The sequence below is a fragment of the Bacillus sp. FSL R10-2201 genome (assembly GCF_038008665.1).
GTDB classification, from domain to species: domain Bacteria; phylum Bacillota; class Bacilli; order Bacillales; family Bacillaceae_G; genus Bacillus_A; species Bacillus_A mycoides.
On the sequence record NZ_JBBOZP010000001.1, the window covers coordinates 3,402,575 to 3,423,197 of the forward strand.

Consider the following 20,623-nt stretch of genomic DNA (forward strand, 5'->3'; position numbering starts at 1 on the left):
TTAACCACCTCCTACTCCATCTTTAATCGCTCTTCTAATTGTTCCCTTGCACGTGACAATCTTGATTTAACCGTGCCTTTTGGAATTTCTAAAAGCGTTGCAATACTTTCTTGATTCATATCTTCATAATAATAAAGTACAGTTACAGCTCTTAGTTCTTCCGTTAAAGACTGAATAGCATTACAAAGATCAATATCTTCATATCGATCGAACGCCACCATATTACTATCATGATCCTCAATTACAATTACTTTTTTATAAGAGCGAATTATATTGTTACACTCATTTATTAAAATTCTAATTAGCCACGTTTGAAAAAACTCTTCCTTTTTCAGTTTTTTTATATTTTCATAAGCTTTTAAAATTGTTGCCTGCATTGCATCCTCTATATTCGTCTCATCACGTAACATCGCCTTCGCAATGCGATACATCTTTACTTTTTCTGTATGTATAAGTGTCATAAAAGCCTCATGATTACCCTTTTTTGCTAAAGAAACATCCGTTTCTTCTTTTACAATCATCTTATATAAAGGAATTACTTTCACAATTGGTCCTCCTGTTTCAGCCTCTCTATTAATTAAACTTTACACATATTAGACGGAGTATCCTAGAAAAAGGTTCACTTCTTTTTGAATATTTCTACAAGAAAAAATGTAAACATTCCATTTTGACTATCTACTTAAATGTTTCTCTAAAAGATATCCCTTCGAATTTACAAACGAAAAAAGCCCACTAATTAAGTGGACTTTCTAATTTACAACGGTAAATCCCTCTTCCTAAACACTACAATTGCTACTATGAAGATACAAAGCGCTCCAGCAGTTAAGCCTATACTTACTGGCCATATATTATATGTTCCTTCAGCAATTTCTTTCGGACGAAACAATGTAAATAAAGATATATTTCTCATCCACTCTAACTTATCACTTAATTTCCCTACCATATCTAATACGAAAAATAAGATTGTTAAACTGGCTGAGTAGCTAAGTGCCTTTCTTTCATCATTACATATACAAGAAAAGAAAAATGAATAGGCACTAACTACTAAAAATATAAGCCCTCCGACTATGTTTATTTTCAAAAATAATTCTCGATTTAAGTTATTATCTTTTAAAAACCATTCTGCACCTAATATACCAGCTACATAAGTAACAATTACAATTATTAGTAGCCCCAATATGAGAACAGCAGCTTGTGTAATTGCAATTTGCACCCTTGATACAGGTGTTGCTAATAAATATGCCATCGCCCCTTTATCTACATGACGAGCAATTAAATGCGTTGCAACCGTGACACAAAAAATTGTTAAAATGATAATAAACAACAGGCTATAATATTCACCAGCTAAAAAATCCATTACATTTTGAATTGGGCTTTCCATTCCAACAATTTTTTTCACACTATCAGGCATGGCACTTATTAATTCATTTAAACCTTTGGCTGAAACCATCGATGGGAATATCCAAATTAATAACCATAAATAAAGAGCTGCACCAGTAGCATAGCTGAATATACTTTTTTTCGTTTCTTTCAAACTAGCTAAAAATAGTTGTTTATTCATGCTTTACCCCTTCTTTCTTCTCGTAATAATGCATAAATAAATGTTCTAAATCCGTCGCTCTCGTTTGAAGTGCAGTTACATTATAGTTTGAAAGTATTTGTAAAACAGTTTGATAGTTTCCTTGCACAATAATTGACGCCTCTCTAGCTTTCACTCCTTCAAATTGCAAATCACATTGTTTAAGAGACTCGATTTCTTCTTGAGATGATACGGTTACATCTATTACCTGTCGTCTCAAGCTTTGTAAATCATGAATATTTTCAACCGTTACAAGGCGACCATCTTTAATTATAGCCACTCTGTCACAAGTTCTCTCAATCTCAGTAAAAATGTGCGATGACATAAGGATTGTTTTTCCTCTTTGCTTTTCTTCTAATATTAAATCTATAAATACTTGCTGCATAAGTGGATCGAGTCCTGATGTCGGTTCATCTAAAATTAACACTTCTGGATCATGCATAAATGCCGCAACTATACCTACTTTTTGTTTCATTCCTTTAGACATTTTTCGAATTGGTGTTTTCACATCGAACTGCAAACGTTCTATCAATTCATCTCGTCTTTTTATATTTTTTAACCCACGCATTCCTTGCATCAAATTTAAAAACTCTAATCCATTCATTCCTTCAATAAAAGAAATCTCTCCTGGTAAATAGCCAACTTCTCTTTGAATTTTCGCAGCATCTTCCCAACAATCTAATCCGAAAATTGTCGCTTTACCAGCCGTCGGTTTTATAAATCCCATTAAATTACGAATCGTTGTTGATTTCCCAGCACCATTTGGTCCTAAGTAGCCAAAAACTTCTCCTTCTTTCACTTCAAATGTAATATCAAACAAGCCTTTTCCATTTGAAAACTGTTTTGTGACATTTTGAACTGAAATCATAAACCCACCTCATTTTTTGAAATATTTAACATGTGATATTTCAAAATTATTGTACTCCTCATCTTTCATATTCGCAACAACTTTTTGAAATATTTATATGTCCATATTTCAAAAATATTGTTTTCAATTATTTTTTCTTGTATATTTTAAATGAGGTGATTGTATTGAACGGCTTTGAAAAAGTGAAAGAAAAGAAAAAACGTGCCATTAAGGATGCGGCCTTTAAATTATTTTCAGAACGTGGATTTAATGAAGTGAAAATAGAACATATTGCAAAAAAAGCAAACGTTTCTCAAGTGACAATTTATAATCATTTCGGAAGTAAAGATGCGTTATTTAGGGAACTTATACAAGAATTTATAATATCTGAATTTCAATATTATAAAGAGCTTGCAGAAGAAAAATTACCTTTTCATGATATGATGCAAAAAATGATTGTAAGAAAAATGAATACTGGGGGGTTATTTCAGCCTGATATGTTACTACAAATGATGCAAAGAGACGAAGCGCTCCGAGAATTTATTTATAGTTATCAAAACGAAAAAATCTTGCCTTGGTATTTAGAAATATTAGAACAAGCACAGCGCAAAAATGAAATTAATCCACACCTTTCAAAAGAAATGATGTTACTTTACATTCAAATGTTCACTAAATTAGGTGATGATTTCGGGGCACAGCTTCTTGAAGGAGATCGAGAAAAACATATACAAGATGTAGTTACGATGTTTTTTTATGGACTTTCCGTCCCAGAAAAATAATTTTTTCTAAAGAACAAACAAAATCATAAAAAAGCCCTTTGGATATTTAAATCTCAAGGGCTTTTTCATGTCGAAAAGAATTATTAAAACTAACTTTATCTCAAAGAAGTTAAATGATGTTTTATAGATACTACCTTATTATAGATTAAATCTTTCAGCATGACAGGCTGAATTGAGATAATCGTTTTTCCGAAATTCAAAAAATAACTTGAAATAAAATCAATTTCTTTCTTGTTAAAATAGCCTGTTATAATGTAATTTTCTTTTTCTTTTTGTATCCTCATGGAAGGATAATTCTCTTTATCAAAAATGTCTTTTCCTTCTTGATTAACAATGACAATAAAATCAATTGCATCAGGCTTTCTGTGAAAAGTAGTAAGATAACTTAATAGTTCTTCGAGCTTTTTTGGATTAGTATTGCTTGTTTCCATAATAGAGAGAATTTTATCACATCTAATTATTTGAACATTACTTGTCTCAAAATTAAAAATTTTAGCATACCACTGTCCAAATTTAGATTCTATTCGAATAAATTGGGCGACCAATGCTTTCTCCTCATCTTTTTTCAAATATGTTAAACGATAAACCCGTTCAGCAAAAATCCCCTGTAAAAGTTCTTTTAAGAACGGACTAAAGTTACTATGATTTGTTACTTCAAAGGAAAGCGTTCGTTCCATGATTGAAATATTTTTACTCACATTATCAGGTAATACATGTTTAAATTTATTTTCAAGCGCAATACTTTCTATATTAAATGGCTTTGTTTTGTATCCATTTAATGTAAGAATCGAAAAGTATAACGCATACATTTCATCCACACTAAAATATATTGGTGATAACACACTATTTTCTATAATTTTATAACTTCCATTTCTACCTAGTTCAGAATATATTGGTACACCTATTTCTTCTAATGATTGAATATCTCGTAGAGCGGTACTTTTAGAAATATCATATCTAACCATTAAATCTTTTAAATTAAAATATCTTTTATTATTTAAGAAAATAAGCATATCATTTATTCGTTCAGTTTTTTTCATATTTCCCTCCATAAAAGGTGTCATGTATTGAAACCTTTTTAGTCTATATTATAATTATTAACTAATAAAGGAGTTATATATTTATGACATTAGAAATAGCTATTTTTCTTTCAATGGATGGGCAAGCAAAGGAGGCAATTAATTTTTATACACGTAATTTAGAAGCCAAGAAGTTAATGATTGTTACGTATGAAGAACTGGCCAAAAGAGATAGTTCTTTTGAAATTACAAATGAAAATAAAGATCATATTGCCCACTCTGTTTTACAAATTGGGAATACAAAGCTAATGATAGCCGAAGATACAATGAACCCTACTGAACGTTATAGCGTTGGAAATAACATGTCACTTTGCATTCAAAGTGCTAATTTAGAAGAAATACAAAGATTTTATAATAATTTAATTTCCGATAAGCATGTGAAAATAATCTCTCCATTAGAAAAAAATATATTTAGTGAAGCATATGGTATTATTGAAGATCCTTTCGGCATACAAATCCAGTTAATGTATGATAAACGATTAAACTAAATAATGAGTCATATTCATATGTTCCTAATAAAAAAGACACGAAATTCGTGTCTTTTTTATTTTACCGCAATGACTCTACCCGTTTCACTACTCTCAGTCGCCAATTGAATCAATTTAATAACGTCTAAACCTTCTTGAGCAGTTACAGGTAGCTTTTCACCATTTAATATGCTATCTCGCACGCCTTTATAATACATGTCATAGCAGCCGACTTCTGTTGGAATACGCTCTAAGCTTTCTTCTGTTTCTAAAGTAGCAAAATTCTCTTCAGAGTCTGCTCCATAATCATTATCCCCTGGCTTCATTCCAGTCTTTAATTGTTCTTCCTGTGAATCCATACCATACTTCACGATAGAGCCTTTATCTCCATGCAGTGTAAAATGTGGTCCAGCTTGCTTTACGTAACTGCTACTATGTAAAATAACGCGCTTCACTCCATAGTGAAGTACAACATGGAAGTAATCATCCACTTCTGCACCTGGTCGTTGCTTTATTACATCTGCGCTTATCGCATCTGGTTTCCCAAATAATGATAATGCTTGGTCAATTAAATGCGATCCTAAATCATATAATATACCTGATCCTGGTAAGTTCTTTTCTCTCCAGCGATCGCGTACATGTGGGCGGAAACGATCGAAATGCGCTTCATATGCGTATACATTCCCTATTCTTTTTTCTTGTAATAATTTCTTTATCGTTAAGAAATCATTATCCAAACGACGATTATGATACACACTTAAAACGACATTATGTCGGTTCGCTAATGAAATAAGTTCTTCTCCTTCTTCAATTGAAACAACGAATGGTTTTTCCACAACAACATGCTTACCGTGTACAATTGCTTCTTTTACATATGGAAAATGGGTTGTATTCGGCGAAGTAATGACCACTAAGTCAATATCAGCTCGATTTACTAATTCATCAATTGTACCAACAACTTCAGCATTTGGTAATGCTTGTTTCACTACTTCTTCTTTTGATGATAAAATAGCACGAATATCGTATTCTTCTATCGTTTGTAATAACGGGATGTGAAATGTTGTACTAGAAAATCCAAATCCTACAATCCCTACACCTATTTTTTTCATGTTGCCCCTCCATTTGTCCCGCTTTAACGGGCAGTAAGATTCCTAACTCAAAATTCAGCGAAAGCAAAGAAATTAGGTGAGGAATCAACTGCTCGTAAAAGCCCGATTGGTTCAACTAATAATCAGTGGGGATAAAGAAAATTCCCACTGATTAAAGTTTCACTTTATGAGAACGATTTCATTTCATTATTATAACAAGATTATTTTTATATACATAATGATTTGCTTAGAAAAAAGCATCTTGCTATCATTCATAGCAAGATGCTCCCTTTATCCCGCATTAACGCGCAGTAAGACTCCCACCTCAAAATAAGGCGAAGGCGAATGCGAGGGAAGTTAGGCGGGAGACCAACTGCCCGTAAAAGCCCGATTGGTGAAGGCTAATAATCAGTGGGGGATGGAAAAAAAACCACTGATTAAAGTTTCACTTTATTCCGTTCTTTTCTTTGTCCACGTTTCAATTACTTCACCAGTATCATTAACATCTAGTACTAAACTACCATTACTATACCGGTCTTTATTTCGAAACGCTTTCGGATCAATTTCTTCTACAATGTGTTTCTCTGTCTTCATGTAAACTAATTCATCATCTCGAACAATTTCAATACCGACAATGCGGTACGGATTACGTTTTAACTCTTTAAAAATTACAAGGCCTCGCTTCGCCCTCGTTGATTTCTCAATTTCCGATGCCTTTATACGTTTCACAGCACCTCGCTGCGTAACGAGAATAAGTTGATCTTTTTCACCATTTAACGGTTTACCAGAAGCAACATAGTCATCTTCTTTTAAATTAATTGCTTTCACACCAGCTGCTCTGACACCAACTGGACTTACTTCTTCTTCATTGAATACAAGTGCATATGCACCATGTGTTGCAAGAACAATATCACTTGTCCCATCTGTCGCAAATATATCAACAACTTCATCATCTTTTTTCAAGTTTACAGCAACGAATGCCCGTGAATAACGCTGCACTTTATATTGGTTTAATTCTGTTTTCTTAATCATACCGTTTCGTGTAACAAATACGATAAATCGTTTTTCTTCTTCAAAATTCGGTACGACTGTTGCCCAAATTAACGATTCATCTCGCTCGAGTGAAACAAGATTCGCAACGTGTTGACCTAAATCTTTCCAACGAATTTCTGGCATTTCATACACAGGAAGATAAATATAATTTCCTTTGTTCGTAAATAAAAGAACGGTTTCTGTCGTGTTTGTATCGAAACGCTCAAGTAAGATGTCACCCTCTTTCATACCGAAGTATTTCCCGTTCGATGCATTATGCGAACGCCAACCTGTTCGTTTCACATAGCCTTCTTTCGTTACAGTAACGATGACATCTTCTTGCGGAATCATAACTTCCACATCGATTTTAATTTCTTCAATTTCCTCTTCAATTATCGCACGGCGATTATCACTATATGTTTTCTTTACTCTCTTCAAATCTGTTTTAATAACTTGAAAAAGTCTTTTTTCACTTTGTAAAATTGACTGTAACTCTATAATTTTCTTACTAAGTTCCGCTGCTTCTTGCTCTAGCGCTGTAATATCTGTATTTGTTAAACGATATAATTGCAGTGAAACAATTGCTTCTGACTGCGCCTCTGTAAATCCAAATTTCGCACTTAAATTATCTTTCGCATTACGCTTATCTTTAGACCCACGGATCGTTTCAATCACTTCATCTAAAATTGATAATGCTTTCTTTAAACCTTCTACAATATGCTGACGATTTTCTGCTTTTCTTAATTCATATTGTGAGCGTCTTGTAACAACTTCTTTCTGATGTCCAATATATGCATCCAAAATCTTAGGTAATGTCATAAGTGTCGGACGACGATTATTTATCGCTACCATATTAAAGTTGTATGGAATTTGTAAATCTGTATTTTTATATAAATAATTTAAAATACCTTCAGCATTCGCTTCTTTTTTTAATTCTACAACGATACGAAGACCTGTACGATCTGTCTCATCACGTACTTCAGCAATTCCATCTAGCTTTTTATCTATACGTAATTCATCCATTTTCTTAACAAGATTCGCTTTATTTACTTCGTACGGAATTTCTGTAATAACGATTTGTTGCTTCCCGCCACGAATCGTTTCAACCTCTGCTTTTCCGCGAATAATAATTTTACCTTTACCTGTTTCATACGCTTTTTTAATGCCATCTATCCCTTGTATAATACCACCTGTAGGGAAATCTGGTCCTTTAATAACTGTTAACAAGTCCTCCACAGAACTATTCGGTTGATCGATACGCATAATTGTAGCATCAATTACTTCTCCAAGATGATGCGGTGGAATTTCTGTTGCATAACCAGCGGAAATCCCTGTAGATCCGTTCACTAATAAGTTCGGGAACATTGCCGGTAATACAATAGGTTCTTCACTCGTATCATCAAAGTTTGACACGAATTCTACTGTTTCTTTATCAAGATCACGTAATAACTCAGATGCGATTGGTGATAAACGTGCTTCCGTATAACGCATTGCCGCTGCTGGATCCCCATCAACACTACCGTTATTTCCGTGCATTTCAACTAAAACATTACGTACTTTCCAAGTTTGACTTAAACGGACCATCGCCTCATATACAGAGGAATCACCATGTGGATGATAATTACCGATAACATTACCTACTGTTTTAGCTGATTTACGAAACGCTTTATCATGTACGTTTCCTTCTACATACATAGAATATAAAATACGTCTTTGTACCGGTTTTAAACCGTCACGCGCATCTGGAAGCGCGCGGTCTTGAATAATATATTTACTATAACGTGCAAAGCGGTCACCTAACACGTCTTCAAGCGGGAGGTCATGAAACTTCTCTGCCTGCATGTTATTCCACCTCCGTCTCCATAATCATTTCATTTTCTAAAATATTTCCTTCTTCTTGCATACCAAATTGTACATTACGCTCAATCCATTTACGGCGAGGTTCTACTTTATCCCCCATCAATGTCGTAACTCGGCGCTCAGCTCTTGATGCATCGTCAATTTTCACACGGATTAACGTACGTGTTTCAGGGTTCATCGTTGTTTCCCATAATTGATCGGCATTCATTTCGCCAAGTCCTTTATAGCGCTGCAACATGTAGCCTTTACCGACCTTTTTCGTTACATCACCTAATTCTTCATCAGACCATGCATATTCAATTACTTCACTTTTCCCTTTTCCTTTACTTACTTTATATAAAGGTGGAAGTGCGATAAATACTTTACCAGCTTCAATAAGTGGTTTCATATAACGGTAGAAGAACGTCAGTAGTAACACTTGAATATGTGCTCCATCCGTATCTGCATCGGTCATAATAACAACTTTATCGTAGTTAATATCTTCAACAGCGAACTCATTCCCTACGCCTCCGCCAATTGCGTAAATAATCGTATTGATCTCTTCGTTCTTAAAAATATCAGCAAGCTTTGCTTTTTCCGTGTTAATTACTTTACCACGTAATGGTAGTACCGCTTGGAAACGACGATCTCGCCCTTGCTTTGCTGAACCACCAGCCGAGTCACCCTCTACTAAATACAATTCGTTTTTCTGAGGATTACGTGATTGTGCAGGTGTTAACTTCCCGCTTAAAGTACCTTCTGATTTTTTCTTCTTCTTACCAGTACGCGCTTCTTCTCTCGCTTTACGAGCAGCCTCACGTGCTTGTGCTGCTTTAATTGCCTTTCTCACAAGAAGTGTAGCTACATCCGGGTTTTCTTCTAAAAAGTAAGCTAAATGCTCAGATACAATTGCATCAATTGAAGAACGAGCTTCACTTGTACCTAGTTTCCCTTTCGTTTGCCCTTCAAACTGGAGTACGTCTTCTGGTACACGTACAGAAACAATCGAAGCTAATCCTTCTCGAATATCTGTACCCTCTAAATTTTTGTCTTTTTCTTTTAATAAAGAAACTTTACGAGCATACTCATTGAACACACGTGTCATTGCTGTTTTAAATCCAGCTTCGTGTGTACCACCGTCTTTTGTACGTACATTATTTACAAACGAAAGAATGTTTTCTGAGTAACCATCATTAAACTGAAACGCTAACTCTGCTTCAATTCCATTTTGCTCACCCGAGAAATATACAACTGGATGAATCGAATCTTTCTCTTCGTTTAAGTATGAAACGAAAGCCTCAATTCCTGTTTCATAATGAAACACATCTTCTAAATCATTACGTTCATCTTTTATCGAGATTTTCATTCCTTTTAATAAGAATGCAGATTCACGTAATCTCTCACATAATGTTTCATAATTATAATTTGTTGTGCTGAAAATAGTTGTATCTGGTTTGAAGTGCATCGTTGTACCAGACTCTTTCGTTTTCCCGATTTTCTCTAACGTCGTTGCAGGAGTACCACCATTTTCAAAGCGTTGTTCATAAATGCTACCATCTCGCTTAATCGTTACTACTAGCCATTCTGATAAGGCGTTTACAACTGATGCCCCAACACCGTGTAAACCACCACTCGTTTTATAGCCTCCTTGGCCAAACTTACCACCAGCATGAAGTACAGTTAAAATAACTTCAGGTGTCGGCTTTCCAAGCTTATGCATTCCCGTAGGCATTCCTCGCCCTTTATCAATTACGCTAATACTATTATCTTTATGTATTACGACAGAAATTTCGTCGCCAAATCCCGCTAATGCTTCATCAACGGAGTTATCTACTATTTCATATACTAAATGATGCAATCCACGGCTATCCGTACTCCCGATATACATACCCGGGCGTTTTCGAACGGCTTCAAGTCCTTCTAACACTTGGATTGCATCTTCATTATATTGGAACTGATGCTTCGCCAAACTCCTTGCCCCTTTCCTAATCAAATCAGAACATATGTTTCTATTATAGAATAACGCCTCGACTATAGTTTTGGCAAGTTATCTTATCTCTTTTATATACTATTTTCAATAGAAAAATCCTTGTTTTTTTTCACAAGGATTCCTCTAGGCTACTATTTCAGAAAAATAATCGTTTGTCAACGAGAAATGGATATGTATTCCAACATTATACATTCCAAACCTTTATCATGATCCAAATGATCAATATCCAAAATGGGATAACAAGTAACAATCCCCAAAAACAGCCTTTAAAAAATCTCATGATGAACACCTCGTTCATCCGCCCTACTTATGTAAAAAGTGAGGGCTGAATCAATCTTTCTATCTTTAAAATCTATACTATTTTGTCATTACATGCTCTACTTTAATGCAACGATCCATTATTACTGTGTAGCCTTTTTCTTGTAATAGTTTATATGTATCTTCATCTTGTACTCCTAATTGTGCCCAGAAAACATCTGCATCAATCTCTACAAACTCTTTCGCAACATCCTTTAAAAATTCTGAGCGACGAAACACATTTACAATATCAACATGTTCTTTAATATCCGTCAGTGAAGAAACTGCCTTTTCTCCGAGTACTTCATCTACTGTTGGATTTACTGGAATAATGCGGTACCCAGCATCTTGCATTGCTTTTGAAACCATATACGATGTGCGTTCTGGCTTATCTGATAATCCAACAACTGCAATCGTTTTACTTTTCTTTAATACTTCACCAATTTCCGTACGAGTTGGGTTTTCAATTACCATAATTTATCCCTCCTATTCCTTTAGTATATCCGATAAAGAAAGTCTCTTTCAACATGAAAGAGACTTTCTTTTATTCCGATTATTGATTCTTTGTAGCTGAATTATCTGCTAATGTAGCTGTTTTCGTCATTTTTTGGCCATTGCGATAGAATGTAACTTCTACTTTCTCGCCTACTTTTTTCTTTTCATATAAATATTTACGGAATTGAAGTGAATTCTCTACTTTTTGATCATCTAACGCTACTACTATATCATATTGCTCTAAACCAGCTTTTTCCGCTGGTGATATTGGATAGATTTTACCTAATACAACTCCATTTGTTACTTCTTTTGGCACTTTTAATTGATTTACTGCATAAGCTTGCACATCTTCTAATGAAACGACACCTACTCCAAGAGCTGGACGTTTCACTACTCCGTCTTTTTCAAGGGATTCAATAACTGGCTTTGCAATATTAATTGGAATAGCAAAGCCAATTCCTTCAACTTCTTGTTGTGCAATTTTACTTGAATTAATCCCAATTATTTCACCGTTTTGGTTAAATAACGCACCACCACTATTACCTGGGTTAATCGCTGCATCTGTTTGAATAACTTGAGCATTCCAATCTGCACGCTTATCGCCATCAATATCTACTGGAATTTCACGTTCTTTGCTACTAATAATACCTTCTGTTACACTTCCATCAAACCCTAGTGGGTTACCGATTGCAATCGCTTTTTCACCCGCACGAAGTTTACTTGAATCACCTAAAGTGGCAACTTTATTTACATTAGATCCATCAATTTCTACAACCGCTAAATCTAACCAAGGGTCTTTCCCTACAAGCTTTGCATCTACCTTTTTACCATCACTTAGTTTTACAGCAAGTTTATTTGCTCCATCTACTACATGGTTGTTCGTTACAATATACGCTTTATTTCCTGCTTTTTTATAAATAACACCTGATCCTGAGCCAGCTTGTTGCTCTTGGCCTGTCGGTTGCATTGCAAATGGATCAACACTTTGTTGCATATTAATAACACCTACAACAACATCCTTCGCGCCTTCGATCATTCCCGGTAAATCAGTTTCATTTTTCGCCTTATTTACAACTGGAACTACAGTTCCTTCTACTTGTTTATTAGAATTGAATGACGAAACAGCTGCATCATTATTTTGCACCCATGGCATGTACGGTGCTGCAAAACTAATCGAAACCGCCCCGACTACAGCTCCAACTAAACCTGTGAAAAAATATCCTTTTTTACTACCTGATTTTTTCACTTCTCTCGTTTCACTATGCTCTTCATTCAAATTCGGTCCGTCGTAATATCCCATGTTTTATTTCCCCTCCCTGGTGAATTCGTACTTTCAGTATAGTCACATTTTGTGTCCTTCTTGTGAACTCATCGTGAAATCCAATTAAAAAAATACTCCTATCTACCATTGTAGACAAGAAAAGTATTTTTTGTACATTCCACCTACAAAGGAGAGTGTAAATTTGCTATATCCCAAAGCCGGGATGCATAGTAAATTAAAGGTTATTCTTCGAATTTGTAACCTACTCGAATAACAGTGCCGATATGCTTCGCCTTATCTCCTAGCTTATTTCGCAGTTTTTTAATATGTGTATCAACCGTTCGGTCATCACCGTAGTAATCATATCCCCATAACTGATCTAATAAATGTTGACGTGACAACACAATTCCTTTGTTCTCCATTAAATAAACAAGAAGTTCAAACTCCTTATGTGTCAATATAATTTCTTCACCATCTACTAAAACTGTTCTAGATAGTCGATTCACTTCTATTCCAGCTAAAGACATAGTATTTTCTTCTGATACTCCTACCGCTCCATCCGCACGTTTCAATAACGTCTTTGCACGAGCTACTAACACTTTCGGACTAAAAGGTTTTGTTACATACTCATCTGCACCTAGTTCAAAGCCTAGTAATGTATCATCCTCATCAGAACGTGCTGTCAGCATAATAATTGGTACCGCTGACTCTTTTCTAATTCGTCTACAAACAGACCAACCATCTATTTCTGGTAACATAATATCTAACATAATTAAATCAATTGTATGTTCAGCAAATAATTCTAGCGCTTTTTTTCCATCTTCCGCTTCGATTACTTCAAAGCCTTCATTACGAAAATAATCACTAACAATTTCACGTAATCTTCTTTCATCTTCAACAAGTAATACTGTTTTATTCATATAACCTATCCCGCCTTTTTACTCTTTCAATCGAATAATACGTTGATTGGAGCTTCCGCGAAATGGAAGTGTTAAATCTTTTTTATCAAGTTCAAATCTTCCATCGACCAAAACATCCCCATAATGTAACAATTCTATCATATCATTATTTTGAGCACTCTGTATCTCTTCTAACCTGTAACCTGTATAAATCCATAGATTTTTTCTCAAATCCTTCACTGCTTTTGCTACTTTTTTCACTTCAGCAGCTTGAAAAAATGGATCTCCGCCTGAAAATGTTACATCGGTTAATGAATTTTTTTCAATCTCTTTCACAATTTCTTCTACCGTCATTTCAGTTCCATTGCAAACATTCCATGATTTCGGATTATGGCAACCGATACAACGATGCGGACAGCCCGCAAAAAACACGACTGTCCGCAATCCTTCTCCATCTACTACACTATCATGAATGATATTCATAACTTTCATTTATGCTTCACCCGATCCATCTCTTCACTACGTTTCGCGCTATTCCACTTTGACATATCTCCAACAAGATATCCTGTTATGCGGCGAATTCTTTCTATTTCATTCTCATCTTCATTCCCGCAACTCGGACATTCATTCCCGATAATGCCATGATAACTACAGCACTTACAACGATCAACAGGATGGTTAATTGAACCGTACCCCACTCCGTACTGCGCCATCGCTTGTACAATTTGCTTTAACGCTTTTTGATTATGCACAGCTGCACCATCTAGTTCAATGTACGTAATATGTCCGCCATTACAAAGAGCGTGGAACGGTCCTTCTAATCGAATTTTATCTATCGCTTGAATATTGTAATACACCGGTACATGGAACGAATTTGTATAATAATTATGATTTGTCACACCGCTAATTACACCAAATTCTTCTCTATCTTTTTTCACAAACTTTCCTGATAACCCTTCTGCCGGCGTTGCAATTACAGAGAAATTGAGTTGATGTTCTTCCATCGCCTTATCCATTCTCTCTCTCATAAAGGAAATAATTTCATATCCAAGCTTCCACGATTCTTCATTTTCTCCATGATGCTTTCCAGTTAACGCTACTAAACATTCTGCAAGACCGATAAAACCAAGACTTAACGTCCCTTGTTTTAAAATCGGTGCCACAGCATCTTCAGGTTGTAACGTCTCTCCACCGCGCCATACACCTTGTGAATATAAGAACTGAAAATCTCTTGCTCTCTTTGTACATTGATAAGCAAATCTCTCTAATAATTGCTTAACGCCTAAATCTAAATAATAACTTAGCGCTTCAAAAAACGCTTCTTTCGATCCACTAATTAGCCCTAATTTCACTAAATTAATAGAAGTAAACGACAGATTACCTCTTCCTATTGCCGTTTCTTCTCCATGTATATTAGACATAACACGAGTGCGACATCCCATGTAACATACTTCACTTTCAGGTCGTCCATCATAGTGCACTGCATTAAATGGAGCATCTAAAAACGAAAAGTTAGGGAATAATCGCTCAGCGGTCGTTTCTAACGCTAATTCAAATAAATCATAGTTCGGATCACACTCTTCAAAGTTCACCCCTTTTTTCATTTTGAAAATTTGAATAGGAAAAATCGGTGTTTCTCCTTTACCAAGTCCAGCTTGCGTCGCTTTTAAAAGTTGCTTAATTAAAAGTCTTCCCTCTTTCGATGTGTCTGTTCCGTAGTTAATAGAAATAAATGGTACTTGTCCCCCGCCCCTACTATGCATACTATTTGAATTATGAACGAAAGCCTCACACGCCTGATACGTATCATTTTCTGTCTCTTTCCATGCAAATTCCTCTATTTGTTCTTTCGTAAGCGGATATGACTGTAGTCGTTTTTTATGTCTCTTTACTGTTTTTCTCACATATGGAGCTAAATCAATATCAAAGAGTGCAAACGATTGACCACCGTGCTGCATATTTTGATTCGCCTGAAAAATAATTGAAGAAAGCGCCAACGCACTTTTAATGTCTTGCGGTTGTCTCATATGTCCATGTCCAGTATGGAAACCGTTAGCTAGCATTTGCGCTAACGGAATTTGCGAACAAGTCGTCGTTCCTGTTGCATAAAAATCTAAATCATGTGGATATAATATATTTTGATCTATCGCTTTTTTCACTTGATCTGATAATAATTTTTCTACTGCATAATACTTTGCGCTCTCAGATGCGAACGTTCCCATTACTCCCATTGGAGATCGACCATCTACATTTGCATTTTCCTGCATTAAATCTTGTTCATTACCGTGGATAATTGTCTCAAATACTTTCATTAATTCTTCTCCACGTACATTTTGTTTCAACATTCATAACCCTCCACCAACATGTTGTTGTCTTTTGATTAAAATCATACAACATATAGTTCTTCTGTTCCTGTGAAAAATGTAACATTCCTGTGAAAGTTTTTTTAAAAATTAATGACTTTTTCATTTATAAAAAAGAAATGTGCTCTTTACAAATGTATGGTACAATAAATGGGAAAAACTCTTTTTACCCTTTATCAACACATTTGTATAAAGGAGACTGAACTCATGGTTATTACATATCTTTTATTTATCGTTGCCTATCTACTCGGTTCGATTCCATTTGCATTAGTCGTTGGAAAAATTGGTTATGGAATCGACATTCGTGAGCATGGAAGCGGTAATCTAGGCGGAACAAATACATTCCGTACATTAGGGAAAAAAGCAGGTTTTATCGTAACAATTGCTGACATTTTAAAAGGTACATTAGCAACAGGTCTACCGATTATTTTCGGGTCAGATATTCACCCACTATGGTTTGGATTAGCCGCTGTTCTTGGACATGTCTATCCGATCTTCGCAAAATTCCGCGGGGGGAAAGCAGTTGCAACTTCTGCTGGGGTGCTATTATGCTATTCACCAGTTGTTTTTGCAATATTAGCTGTTGTCTTTTTCAGCCTTTTATTTACAACAAGATACGTATCACTTTCTTCTATGATAACAGCTGTCGTTGCTGTTATTGCATCCATTGTTAGCGGGGATAAAATCTTCATTATTGCGATGTGTTTATTAGCAGGTATGGTTATTTATAAACACCGTGCAAATATCGGACGAATTATAAATAAAACTGAACCAAAAGCAAACTTTTCAAAAAAGCAAAAATAAGATCGTAACCCACATAACGCAAAAAGAAAACGTGAAGCATATTAATAGCGTCTTTTTGCGTTATTTTTTATACTAAAAGAAAAAGCAACATAATTTGGAGGAACTATACATGAATCTTTCCGTAACAAAAGAAGCAGCACAATGGTATAAAAACGAATTAAACTTACAATCGGGTGAAACAATACGCCTTTTCGTACAATACGGCGGTTGCAGTACTGTGCAAAAAGGACTTTCTTTAGGTATTCGTAAAGATGACCCTGCGCACCCTGCTGTTCAAACTCAAGAAGAAGGTATTAACTTCTTTATTGAAGGCGATGATGAGTGGTTCTTCGATGGACATAATTTATTAGTTACACTTAACGACGGTGATGATTTCCCTCAATTTAATTATGAAAAATAAAAAAGCGTGGCTTCTGCCACGCTTTTTTTATCCCGCTATTTGCGGGTAGTAAGACCCCCACTGATTAAAGTTTCACTTTATTTCTTTTTAATTTCCTCATATTTCGCATACCACTCAGGATATAATTTTTTAAATGATACAGGGCGGAACCCTTCTTTTTTCGCACAAATATTCGTCGTGCTTGCAGTAATACAAAGTTCGCCATCACCATTATAAATTTCATATCCATATACAACGCGGAGCGGGCTCACAGTATCAACCCACGTTTTCACAATAGCTTTTTCTCCGTAACGCATCGCTTTACGATATGAAATTTGCAAGTCTAATACAGGAGAAATAATTCCCTCTTTCTCCATTTCAACATATGAAAATCCTAATTCTTGTATAAGTTTAGTGCGCCCAAGTTCTAGCCACACTAAATAGTTTGAATGGTAAACAACACCCATCTGGTCTGTTTCCGCATAGCGGATTTCAACTTCATGTTCTGCTACAAACATTTCTATTCGCCTTCTTTCACTTCTGCTACCTTGCATACATTTAATCATAATACAGAGGAATCAAAAATAAAATAAAAACAGTGAATCTTTTACCGAAAGGGGCAAGCACATGATCCAAATTGTAACTGTTCGTAGCGGTGATAGTGTTTATGGTTTAGCATCAAAGTACGGATCTACACCTGAAGAAATTGTAAAAGACAATGGACTAAATCCAGCTGAAACACTCGTTGTTGGTCAGGCACTTATCGTTAATACAAAAGGCAATAATTATTATGTACAGCCAGGTGACAGCCTTTATCGAATTTCTCAAACGTATAACGTCCCTCTCGCCAGTTTAGCTAAAGTTAATAACCTTTCATTAAAATCTATTCTCCATGTCGGACAGCAATTATATATACCGAAAGGAACAAAACGAGCAGTAGAATCCATTGCTTATTTACAGCCTTCAACAATACCGATAAAAGAAAGTTTAGTAAATGCTACACGTGCTATTAATCCATTTTTAACATATTTAGCCTACTTCAGCTTTGAAGCAAAAAGAGACGGCACTTTAAAAGAACCGACGGAAACAGCGAAAATCGCTAATATTGCAACGCAAGGTAACACCATCCCTATGCTCGTTATTACAAATATTGAAAATGGAAATTTCAGTGCCGATCTGACCTCGGTTATTTTACGCGATGCAACAATTCAAAACAAGTTTATTACTAACATTTTGCAAACAGCTGAAAAATATGGCATGCGAGACATTCATTTCGATTTCGAGAGTGTGGCACCTGAAGATCGCGAAGCGTATAATCGTTTTTTACGAAATGTGAAAACACGCTTACCTAGCGGATACACATTAAGTACAACACTTGTACCGAAAACGAGCTCAAATCAAAAAGGGAAATTTTTTGAGGCTCACGATTATAAAGCACAAGGACAAATTGTTGATTTCGTCGTCATTATGACATACGACTGGGGTTGGCAAGGTGGACCACCGATGGCGATTTCCCCTATTGGTCCTGTAAAAGAAGTACTTCAATATGCAAAATCTCAAATGCCCCCACAAAAAATTATGATGGGGCAAAATTTATATGGATTTGATTGGAAACTTCCTTTCAAACAAGGGAATCCACCCGCAAAAGCAGTTAGCTCTGTCGCAGCTGTTGCACTTGCTCGTAAATACAATGTTCCTATCCGCTATGATTTCACAGCCCAAGCTCCACATTTTAATTACTTTGATGAAAACGGCGTACAACACGAGGTTTGGTTTGAAGATTCGAGGTCTATTCAAAGTAAATTCAATTTAATGAAAGAACAAGGCATTGGCGGTATTAGTTACTGGAAGATCGGTCTACCATTCCCACAAAATTGGCGTTTACTCGTTGAAAACTTTACAATTACGAAAAAAGGCTGACGAAAGTCAGCTTTTTAAATATTTTTATAATATTATCCAAACACACAAAAAGGAGAATGATGACATTCTCCTTTTTTTAACCGTTATCAACAATTGGTTGTTTGCCAGTTTGGTCTTGCATTTGCTTTCCTTTATTGCCACCAGCTTTTTTCGATTGTGTTCCAATTTGATTTGGTGCAAAGTCTTTTGAATTCTTTTTCGGATTACCCATTACTATCGCCTCCTTAACACTAGTATCGTACTAGTGTTAAGAATTATTCAGCCTGCTTAAAAAGTTTCATTTCATAACGTTTTTCAATTCGTTTTTCAATTCGATCCATTGCATCACGATCGCTTAATAATTGTTGTTTATTTTCATTTACAAGTTCTTCAAACGATCTACGGCGACTTCTTCTCATGTTGCTCACCCTTTCTTCTACGCTTTCTTATTACATAGTATGAGCAAATGAAAAACTCTTTAATCAGATTTGTAAGAAAATTTTATGTTTTGATAAAAAATCCCATGCGCATATATTGCACATGGGATTTTTTACACCATCGTATTTAAATATTTTTTAATTTCTTCATCCGCATTTACTTTATTTGCTCTATATTCATCCAGCGCTCGTAATACAGAATCGTATTCTGCTACAATGTAGCTCTCTAGCTTCAAAATGTCCTCTACACTGTCAATCATAATTCTCGTGTTGCCAATCTCACTTTTCAATGCTGCCTCGTATGTTAAGCTCGTACAAATTTCTCTTACATCGTCTTCCATTTTTTCTGTTAACACATATTTCTTTCGCCCTTTGACCTTTAACCTTATAATTGGGTAAAAGGCTTTTATATCTAAATAACTCCCAACATTCATACAACGAATCCACTCAATATCACGTTTATTTCGTACAAGCATTTCTTTTACTGCTTCAAATACCGCTGTTTCATCAAGTACTTCCTTATTCGCTTTTCTTTTTCCTTCTTCTTCAACCGCTGCACATTTTTGATAAACAGCCGCACACGTAATACAGTCGTCAAATGCATTATGAGAACTTAATCGAATTCCAAGCATTCGTTTTAACGTTTCAAGTTTATGATTAGGCGCATGCTTCATATATTTTTTCGCTAAAAACACAGTATCAATAACGTTATTTTTAGGCTCAGGTAGTCCAAGCATATTTACATTACTTTTTAAAAAACGCATATCAAAAGATGCATTATGAGCGACAATAACATTTGTATGTAAAAATGCTAAAAATAAAGGTAATACTTCTTCAATCGTCGGTGCATCTGAAACACGATAATTTGTAATACCTGTTAAACTCGTTATTCGGTCCGGAATTGAACGCTCTGGATTCACATAGGAAACAAATTGATCTACTAGTTCATGATTATGATATTTCACTGCTGCGACTTGAATAATTTTATCATTATAAGGGTTAAATCCTGTTGTTTCAAAATCAATTACAACATAATCTAATGGTAAGGATATATTCCCCACTCCAAACACTCCTTTACCTCTAAACGTT

General features: G+C 35.3%; 21 protein-coding genes. 5 read left to right on the top strand and 16 right to left on the bottom strand.

Annotation, left to right across the window (positions count from 1 at the left end; genetic code table 11):
* Positions 1 to 11: 11 nt before the first annotated feature.
* The 3 genes from NSQ69_RS17535 to NSQ69_RS17545 all read right to left on the bottom strand — a co-directional run bounded on the left by NSQ69_RS17535 (position 12) and on the right by NSQ69_RS17545 (position 2,447).
* Positions 12 to 545: an RNA polymerase sigma factor gene (locus tag NSQ69_RS17535; protein ID WP_000864747.1), complete on the bottom strand. Its 534-nt coding sequence runs from the start codon at positions 543 to 545 to the stop codon at positions 12 to 14.
* Between the two features lie 209 nt (positions 546 to 754).
* On the bottom strand, positions 755 to 1,561 hold the full coding sequence (locus NSQ69_RS17540; RefSeq protein ID WP_002167841.1) for an ABC transporter permease subunit: 807 nt from the start codon (positions 1,559 to 1,561) through the stop codon (positions 755 to 757).
* Positions 1,554 to 2,447, bottom strand: a complete 894-nt coding sequence (locus NSQ69_RS17545; RefSeq protein ID WP_016120619.1) for an ABC transporter ATP-binding protein — start codon at positions 2,445 to 2,447, stop codon at positions 1,554 to 1,556. Before NSQ69_RS17545 ends, NSQ69_RS17540 begins: the two co-directional genes overlap by 8 nt.
* 164 nt (positions 2,448 to 2,611) lie before the next feature.
* Between NSQ69_RS17545 and NSQ69_RS17550 the strand changes: the two genes are divergently transcribed.
* Complete coding sequence (locus NSQ69_RS17550; protein ID WP_002128486.1) at positions 2,612 to 3,205, top strand: TetR/AcrR family transcriptional regulator; 594 nt, start codon at positions 2,612 to 2,614, stop codon at positions 3,203 to 3,205.
* A 95-nt stretch (positions 3,206 to 3,300) separates the two neighbouring features.
* On the opposite strand, the gene NSQ69_RS17555 is transcribed toward NSQ69_RS17550, so the two are convergent.
* On the bottom strand, positions 3,301 to 4,269 hold the full coding sequence (locus NSQ69_RS17555; protein ID WP_002128489.1) for a helix-turn-helix transcriptional regulator: 969 nt from the start codon (positions 4,267 to 4,269) through the stop codon (positions 3,301 to 3,303).
* Between the two features lie 59 nt (positions 4,270 to 4,328).
* Here NSQ69_RS17555 and NSQ69_RS17560 point away from each other — a divergent pair, with 59 nt between their 5' ends.
* On the top strand, positions 4,329 to 4,772 hold the full coding sequence (locus NSQ69_RS17560) for a VOC family protein (RefSeq protein WP_002128490.1): 444 nt from the start codon (positions 4,329 to 4,331) through the stop codon (positions 4,770 to 4,772).
* 56 nt (positions 4,773 to 4,828) lie between these two features.
* Here the strand turns inward: NSQ69_RS17560 and NSQ69_RS17565 are convergent, their stop codons facing one another.
* The 8 genes from NSQ69_RS17565 to NSQ69_RS17600 all read right to left on the bottom strand — a co-directional run bounded on the left by NSQ69_RS17565 (position 4,829) and on the right by NSQ69_RS17600 (position 15,997).
* Positions 4,829 to 5,860: an oxidoreductase gene (locus NSQ69_RS17565; protein ID WP_078203408.1), complete on the bottom strand. Its 1,032-nt coding sequence runs from the start codon at positions 5,858 to 5,860 to the stop codon at positions 4,829 to 4,831.
* Between the two features lie 429 nt (positions 5,861 to 6,289).
* Positions 6,290 to 8,713, bottom strand: coding sequence for a DNA topoisomerase IV subunit A (parC, locus tag NSQ69_RS17570; RefSeq protein WP_002014315.1), 2,424 nt, complete (start codon positions 8,711 to 8,713; stop codon positions 6,290 to 6,292).
* Between the two features lies 1 nt (position 8,714).
* The gene (gene parE, locus NSQ69_RS17575; RefSeq protein ID WP_002014314.1) at positions 8,715 to 10,679 is read right to left on the bottom strand and encodes a DNA topoisomerase IV subunit B; all 1,965 of its coding nucleotides are present in this window, start codon (positions 10,677 to 10,679) and stop codon (positions 8,715 to 8,717) included.
* Positions 10,680 to 11,057: 378 nt separating this feature from the next.
* Positions 11,058 to 11,471, bottom strand: a complete 414-nt coding sequence (locus NSQ69_RS17580) for a CoA-binding protein (RefSeq protein ID WP_341099564.1) — start codon at positions 11,469 to 11,471, stop codon at positions 11,058 to 11,060.
* A 79-nt stretch (positions 11,472 to 11,550) separates the two neighbouring features.
* Positions 11,551 to 12,792 carry a S1C family serine protease gene (locus tag NSQ69_RS17585; RefSeq protein WP_002185182.1) on the bottom strand — a complete coding sequence of 414 codons (1,242 nt, stop codon included), beginning with the start codon at positions 12,790 to 12,792 and terminating at the stop codon, positions 11,551 to 11,553.
* A gap of 203 nt (positions 12,793 to 12,995) precedes the next feature.
* Positions 12,996 to 13,673, bottom strand: coding sequence for a response regulator transcription factor (locus NSQ69_RS17590; protein WP_002087776.1), 678 nt, complete (start codon positions 13,671 to 13,673; stop codon positions 12,996 to 12,998).
* 18 nt (positions 13,674 to 13,691) lie between these two features.
* Positions 13,692 to 14,144: an anaerobic ribonucleoside-triphosphate reductase activating protein gene (gene nrdG, locus NSQ69_RS17595; protein ID WP_002128495.1), complete on the bottom strand. Its 453-nt coding sequence runs from the start codon at positions 14,142 to 14,144 to the stop codon at positions 13,692 to 13,694.
* Positions 14,141 to 15,997 carry an anaerobic ribonucleoside triphosphate reductase gene (locus tag NSQ69_RS17600; RefSeq protein ID WP_002167839.1) on the bottom strand — a complete coding sequence of 619 codons (1,857 nt, stop codon included), beginning with the start codon at positions 15,995 to 15,997 and terminating at the stop codon, positions 14,141 to 14,143. The genes nrdG and NSQ69_RS17600 overlap by 4 nt, the downstream gene beginning before the upstream one ends.
* Positions 15,998 to 16,222: 225 nt before the next feature.
* Between NSQ69_RS17600 and plsY the strand changes: the two genes are divergently transcribed.
* Together plsY and NSQ69_RS17610 are read left to right on the top strand one after the other, a co-directional pair.
* On the top strand, positions 16,223 to 16,819 hold the full coding sequence (gene plsY / locus NSQ69_RS17605; RefSeq protein WP_002014306.1) for a glycerol-3-phosphate 1-O-acyltransferase PlsY: 597 nt from the start codon (positions 16,223 to 16,225) through the stop codon (positions 16,817 to 16,819).
* A gap of 109 nt (positions 16,820 to 16,928) precedes the next feature.
* Positions 16,929 to 17,219, top strand: coding sequence for a HesB/YadR/YfhF family protein (locus NSQ69_RS17610; RefSeq protein ID WP_002033558.1), 291 nt, complete (start codon positions 16,929 to 16,931; stop codon positions 17,217 to 17,219).
* Positions 17,220 to 17,296: 77 nt separating this feature from the next.
* Here NSQ69_RS17610 and NSQ69_RS17615 read toward each other — a convergent pair whose 3' ends face one another.
* Entirely contained in the window at positions 17,297 to 17,716 is a 420-nt protein-coding gene (locus tag NSQ69_RS17615) for an acyl-CoA thioesterase (protein ID WP_002128497.1), read from the bottom strand.
* A gap of 109 nt (positions 17,717 to 17,825) precedes the next feature.
* Between NSQ69_RS17615 and NSQ69_RS17620 the strand changes: the two genes are divergently transcribed.
* The gene (locus tag NSQ69_RS17620) at positions 17,826 to 19,118 is read left to right on the top strand and encodes a glycosyl hydrolase family 18 protein (protein WP_002066644.1); all 1,293 of its coding nucleotides are present in this window, start codon (positions 17,826 to 17,828) and stop codon (positions 19,116 to 19,118) included.
* A gap of 76 nt (positions 19,119 to 19,194) precedes the next feature.
* Here the strand turns inward: NSQ69_RS17620 and sspN are convergent, their stop codons facing one another.
* The 3 genes from sspN to NSQ69_RS17635 form a co-directional block, all read right to left on the bottom strand.
* Positions 19,195 to 19,329: an acid-soluble spore protein SspN gene (sspN, locus tag NSQ69_RS17625; protein ID WP_000527988.1), complete on the bottom strand. Its 135-nt coding sequence runs from the start codon at positions 19,327 to 19,329 to the stop codon at positions 19,195 to 19,197.
* Between the two features lie 43 nt (positions 19,330 to 19,372).
* Positions 19,373 to 19,516 carry an FbpB family small basic protein gene (locus tag NSQ69_RS17630; protein ID WP_002014298.1) on the bottom strand — a complete coding sequence of 48 codons (144 nt, stop codon included), beginning with the start codon at positions 19,514 to 19,516 and terminating at the stop codon, positions 19,373 to 19,375.
* Positions 19,517 to 19,647: 131 nt separating this feature from the next.
* Positions 19,648 to 20,595, bottom strand: a complete 948-nt coding sequence (locus tag NSQ69_RS17635; RefSeq protein WP_016100849.1) for a 3'-5' exonuclease — start codon at positions 20,593 to 20,595, stop codon at positions 19,648 to 19,650.
* Positions 20,596 to 20,623: the final 28 nt, after the last annotated feature.

What these genes read in the sequence shown, in the direction of transcription:
- NSQ69_RS17620 (WP_002066644.1), top strand. Translation starts at nt 17,826, where the DNA reads ATGATCCAAATTGTAACTGTTCGTAGCGGTGATAGTGTTTATGGTTTA.
- NSQ69_RS17585 (WP_002185182.1), bottom strand. Translation starts at nt 12,792, where the DNA reads ATGGGATATTACGACGGACCGAATTTGAATGAAGAGCATAGTGAAACG.
- NSQ69_RS17610 (WP_002033558.1), top strand. Translation starts at nt 16,929, where the DNA reads ATGAATCTTTCCGTAACAAAAGAAGCAGCACAATGGTATAAAAACGAA.
- NSQ69_RS17545 (WP_016120619.1), bottom strand. Translation starts at nt 2,447, where the DNA reads ATGATTTCAGTTCAAAATGTCACAAAACAGTTTTCAAATGGAAAAGGC.
- plsY (WP_002014306.1), top strand. Translation starts at nt 16,223, where the DNA reads ATGGTTATTACATATCTTTTATTTATCGTTGCCTATCTACTCGGTTCG.
- parC (WP_002014315.1), bottom strand. Translation starts at nt 8,713, where the DNA reads ATGCAGGCAGAGAAGTTTCATGACCTCCCGCTTGAAGACGTGTTAGGT.
- NSQ69_RS17540 (WP_002167841.1), bottom strand. Translation starts at nt 1,561, where the DNA reads ATGAATAAACAACTATTTTTAGCTAGTTTGAAAGAAACGAAAAAAAGT.
- NSQ69_RS17555 (WP_002128489.1), bottom strand. Translation starts at nt 4,269, where the DNA reads ATGACACCTTTTATGGAGGGAAATATGAAAAAAACTGAACGAATAAAT.
- nrdG (WP_002128495.1), bottom strand. Translation starts at nt 14,144, where the DNA reads ATGAAAGTTATGAATATCATTCATGATAGTGTAGTAGATGGAGAAGGA.
- NSQ69_RS17560 (WP_002128490.1), top strand. Translation starts at nt 4,329, where the DNA reads ATGACATTAGAAATAGCTATTTTTCTTTCAATGGATGGGCAAGCAAAG.
- NSQ69_RS17580 (WP_341099564.1), bottom strand. Translation starts at nt 11,471, where the DNA reads ATGGTAATTGAAAACCCAACTCGTACGGAAATTGGTGAAGTATTAAAG.
- NSQ69_RS17565 (WP_078203408.1), bottom strand. Translation starts at nt 5,860, where the DNA reads ATGAAAAAAATAGGTGTAGGGATTGTAGGATTTGGATTTTCTAGTACA.
- NSQ69_RS17630 (WP_002014298.1), bottom strand. Translation starts at nt 19,516, where the DNA reads ATGAGAAGAAGTCGCCGTAGATCGTTTGAAGAACTTGTAAATGAAAAT.
- sspN (WP_000527988.1), bottom strand. Translation starts at nt 19,329, where the DNA reads ATGGGTAATCCGAAAAAGAATTCAAAAGACTTTGCACCAAATCAAATT.
- NSQ69_RS17615 (WP_002128497.1), bottom strand. Translation starts at nt 17,716, where the DNA reads ATGTTTGTAGCAGAACATGAAGTTGAAATCCGCTATGCGGAAACAGAC.
- NSQ69_RS17600 (WP_002167839.1), bottom strand. Translation starts at nt 15,997, where the DNA reads ATGTTGAAACAAAATGTACGTGGAGAAGAATTAATGAAAGTATTTGAG.
- NSQ69_RS17590 (WP_002087776.1), bottom strand. Translation starts at nt 13,673, where the DNA reads ATGAATAAAACAGTATTACTTGTTGAAGATGAAAGAAGATTACGTGAA.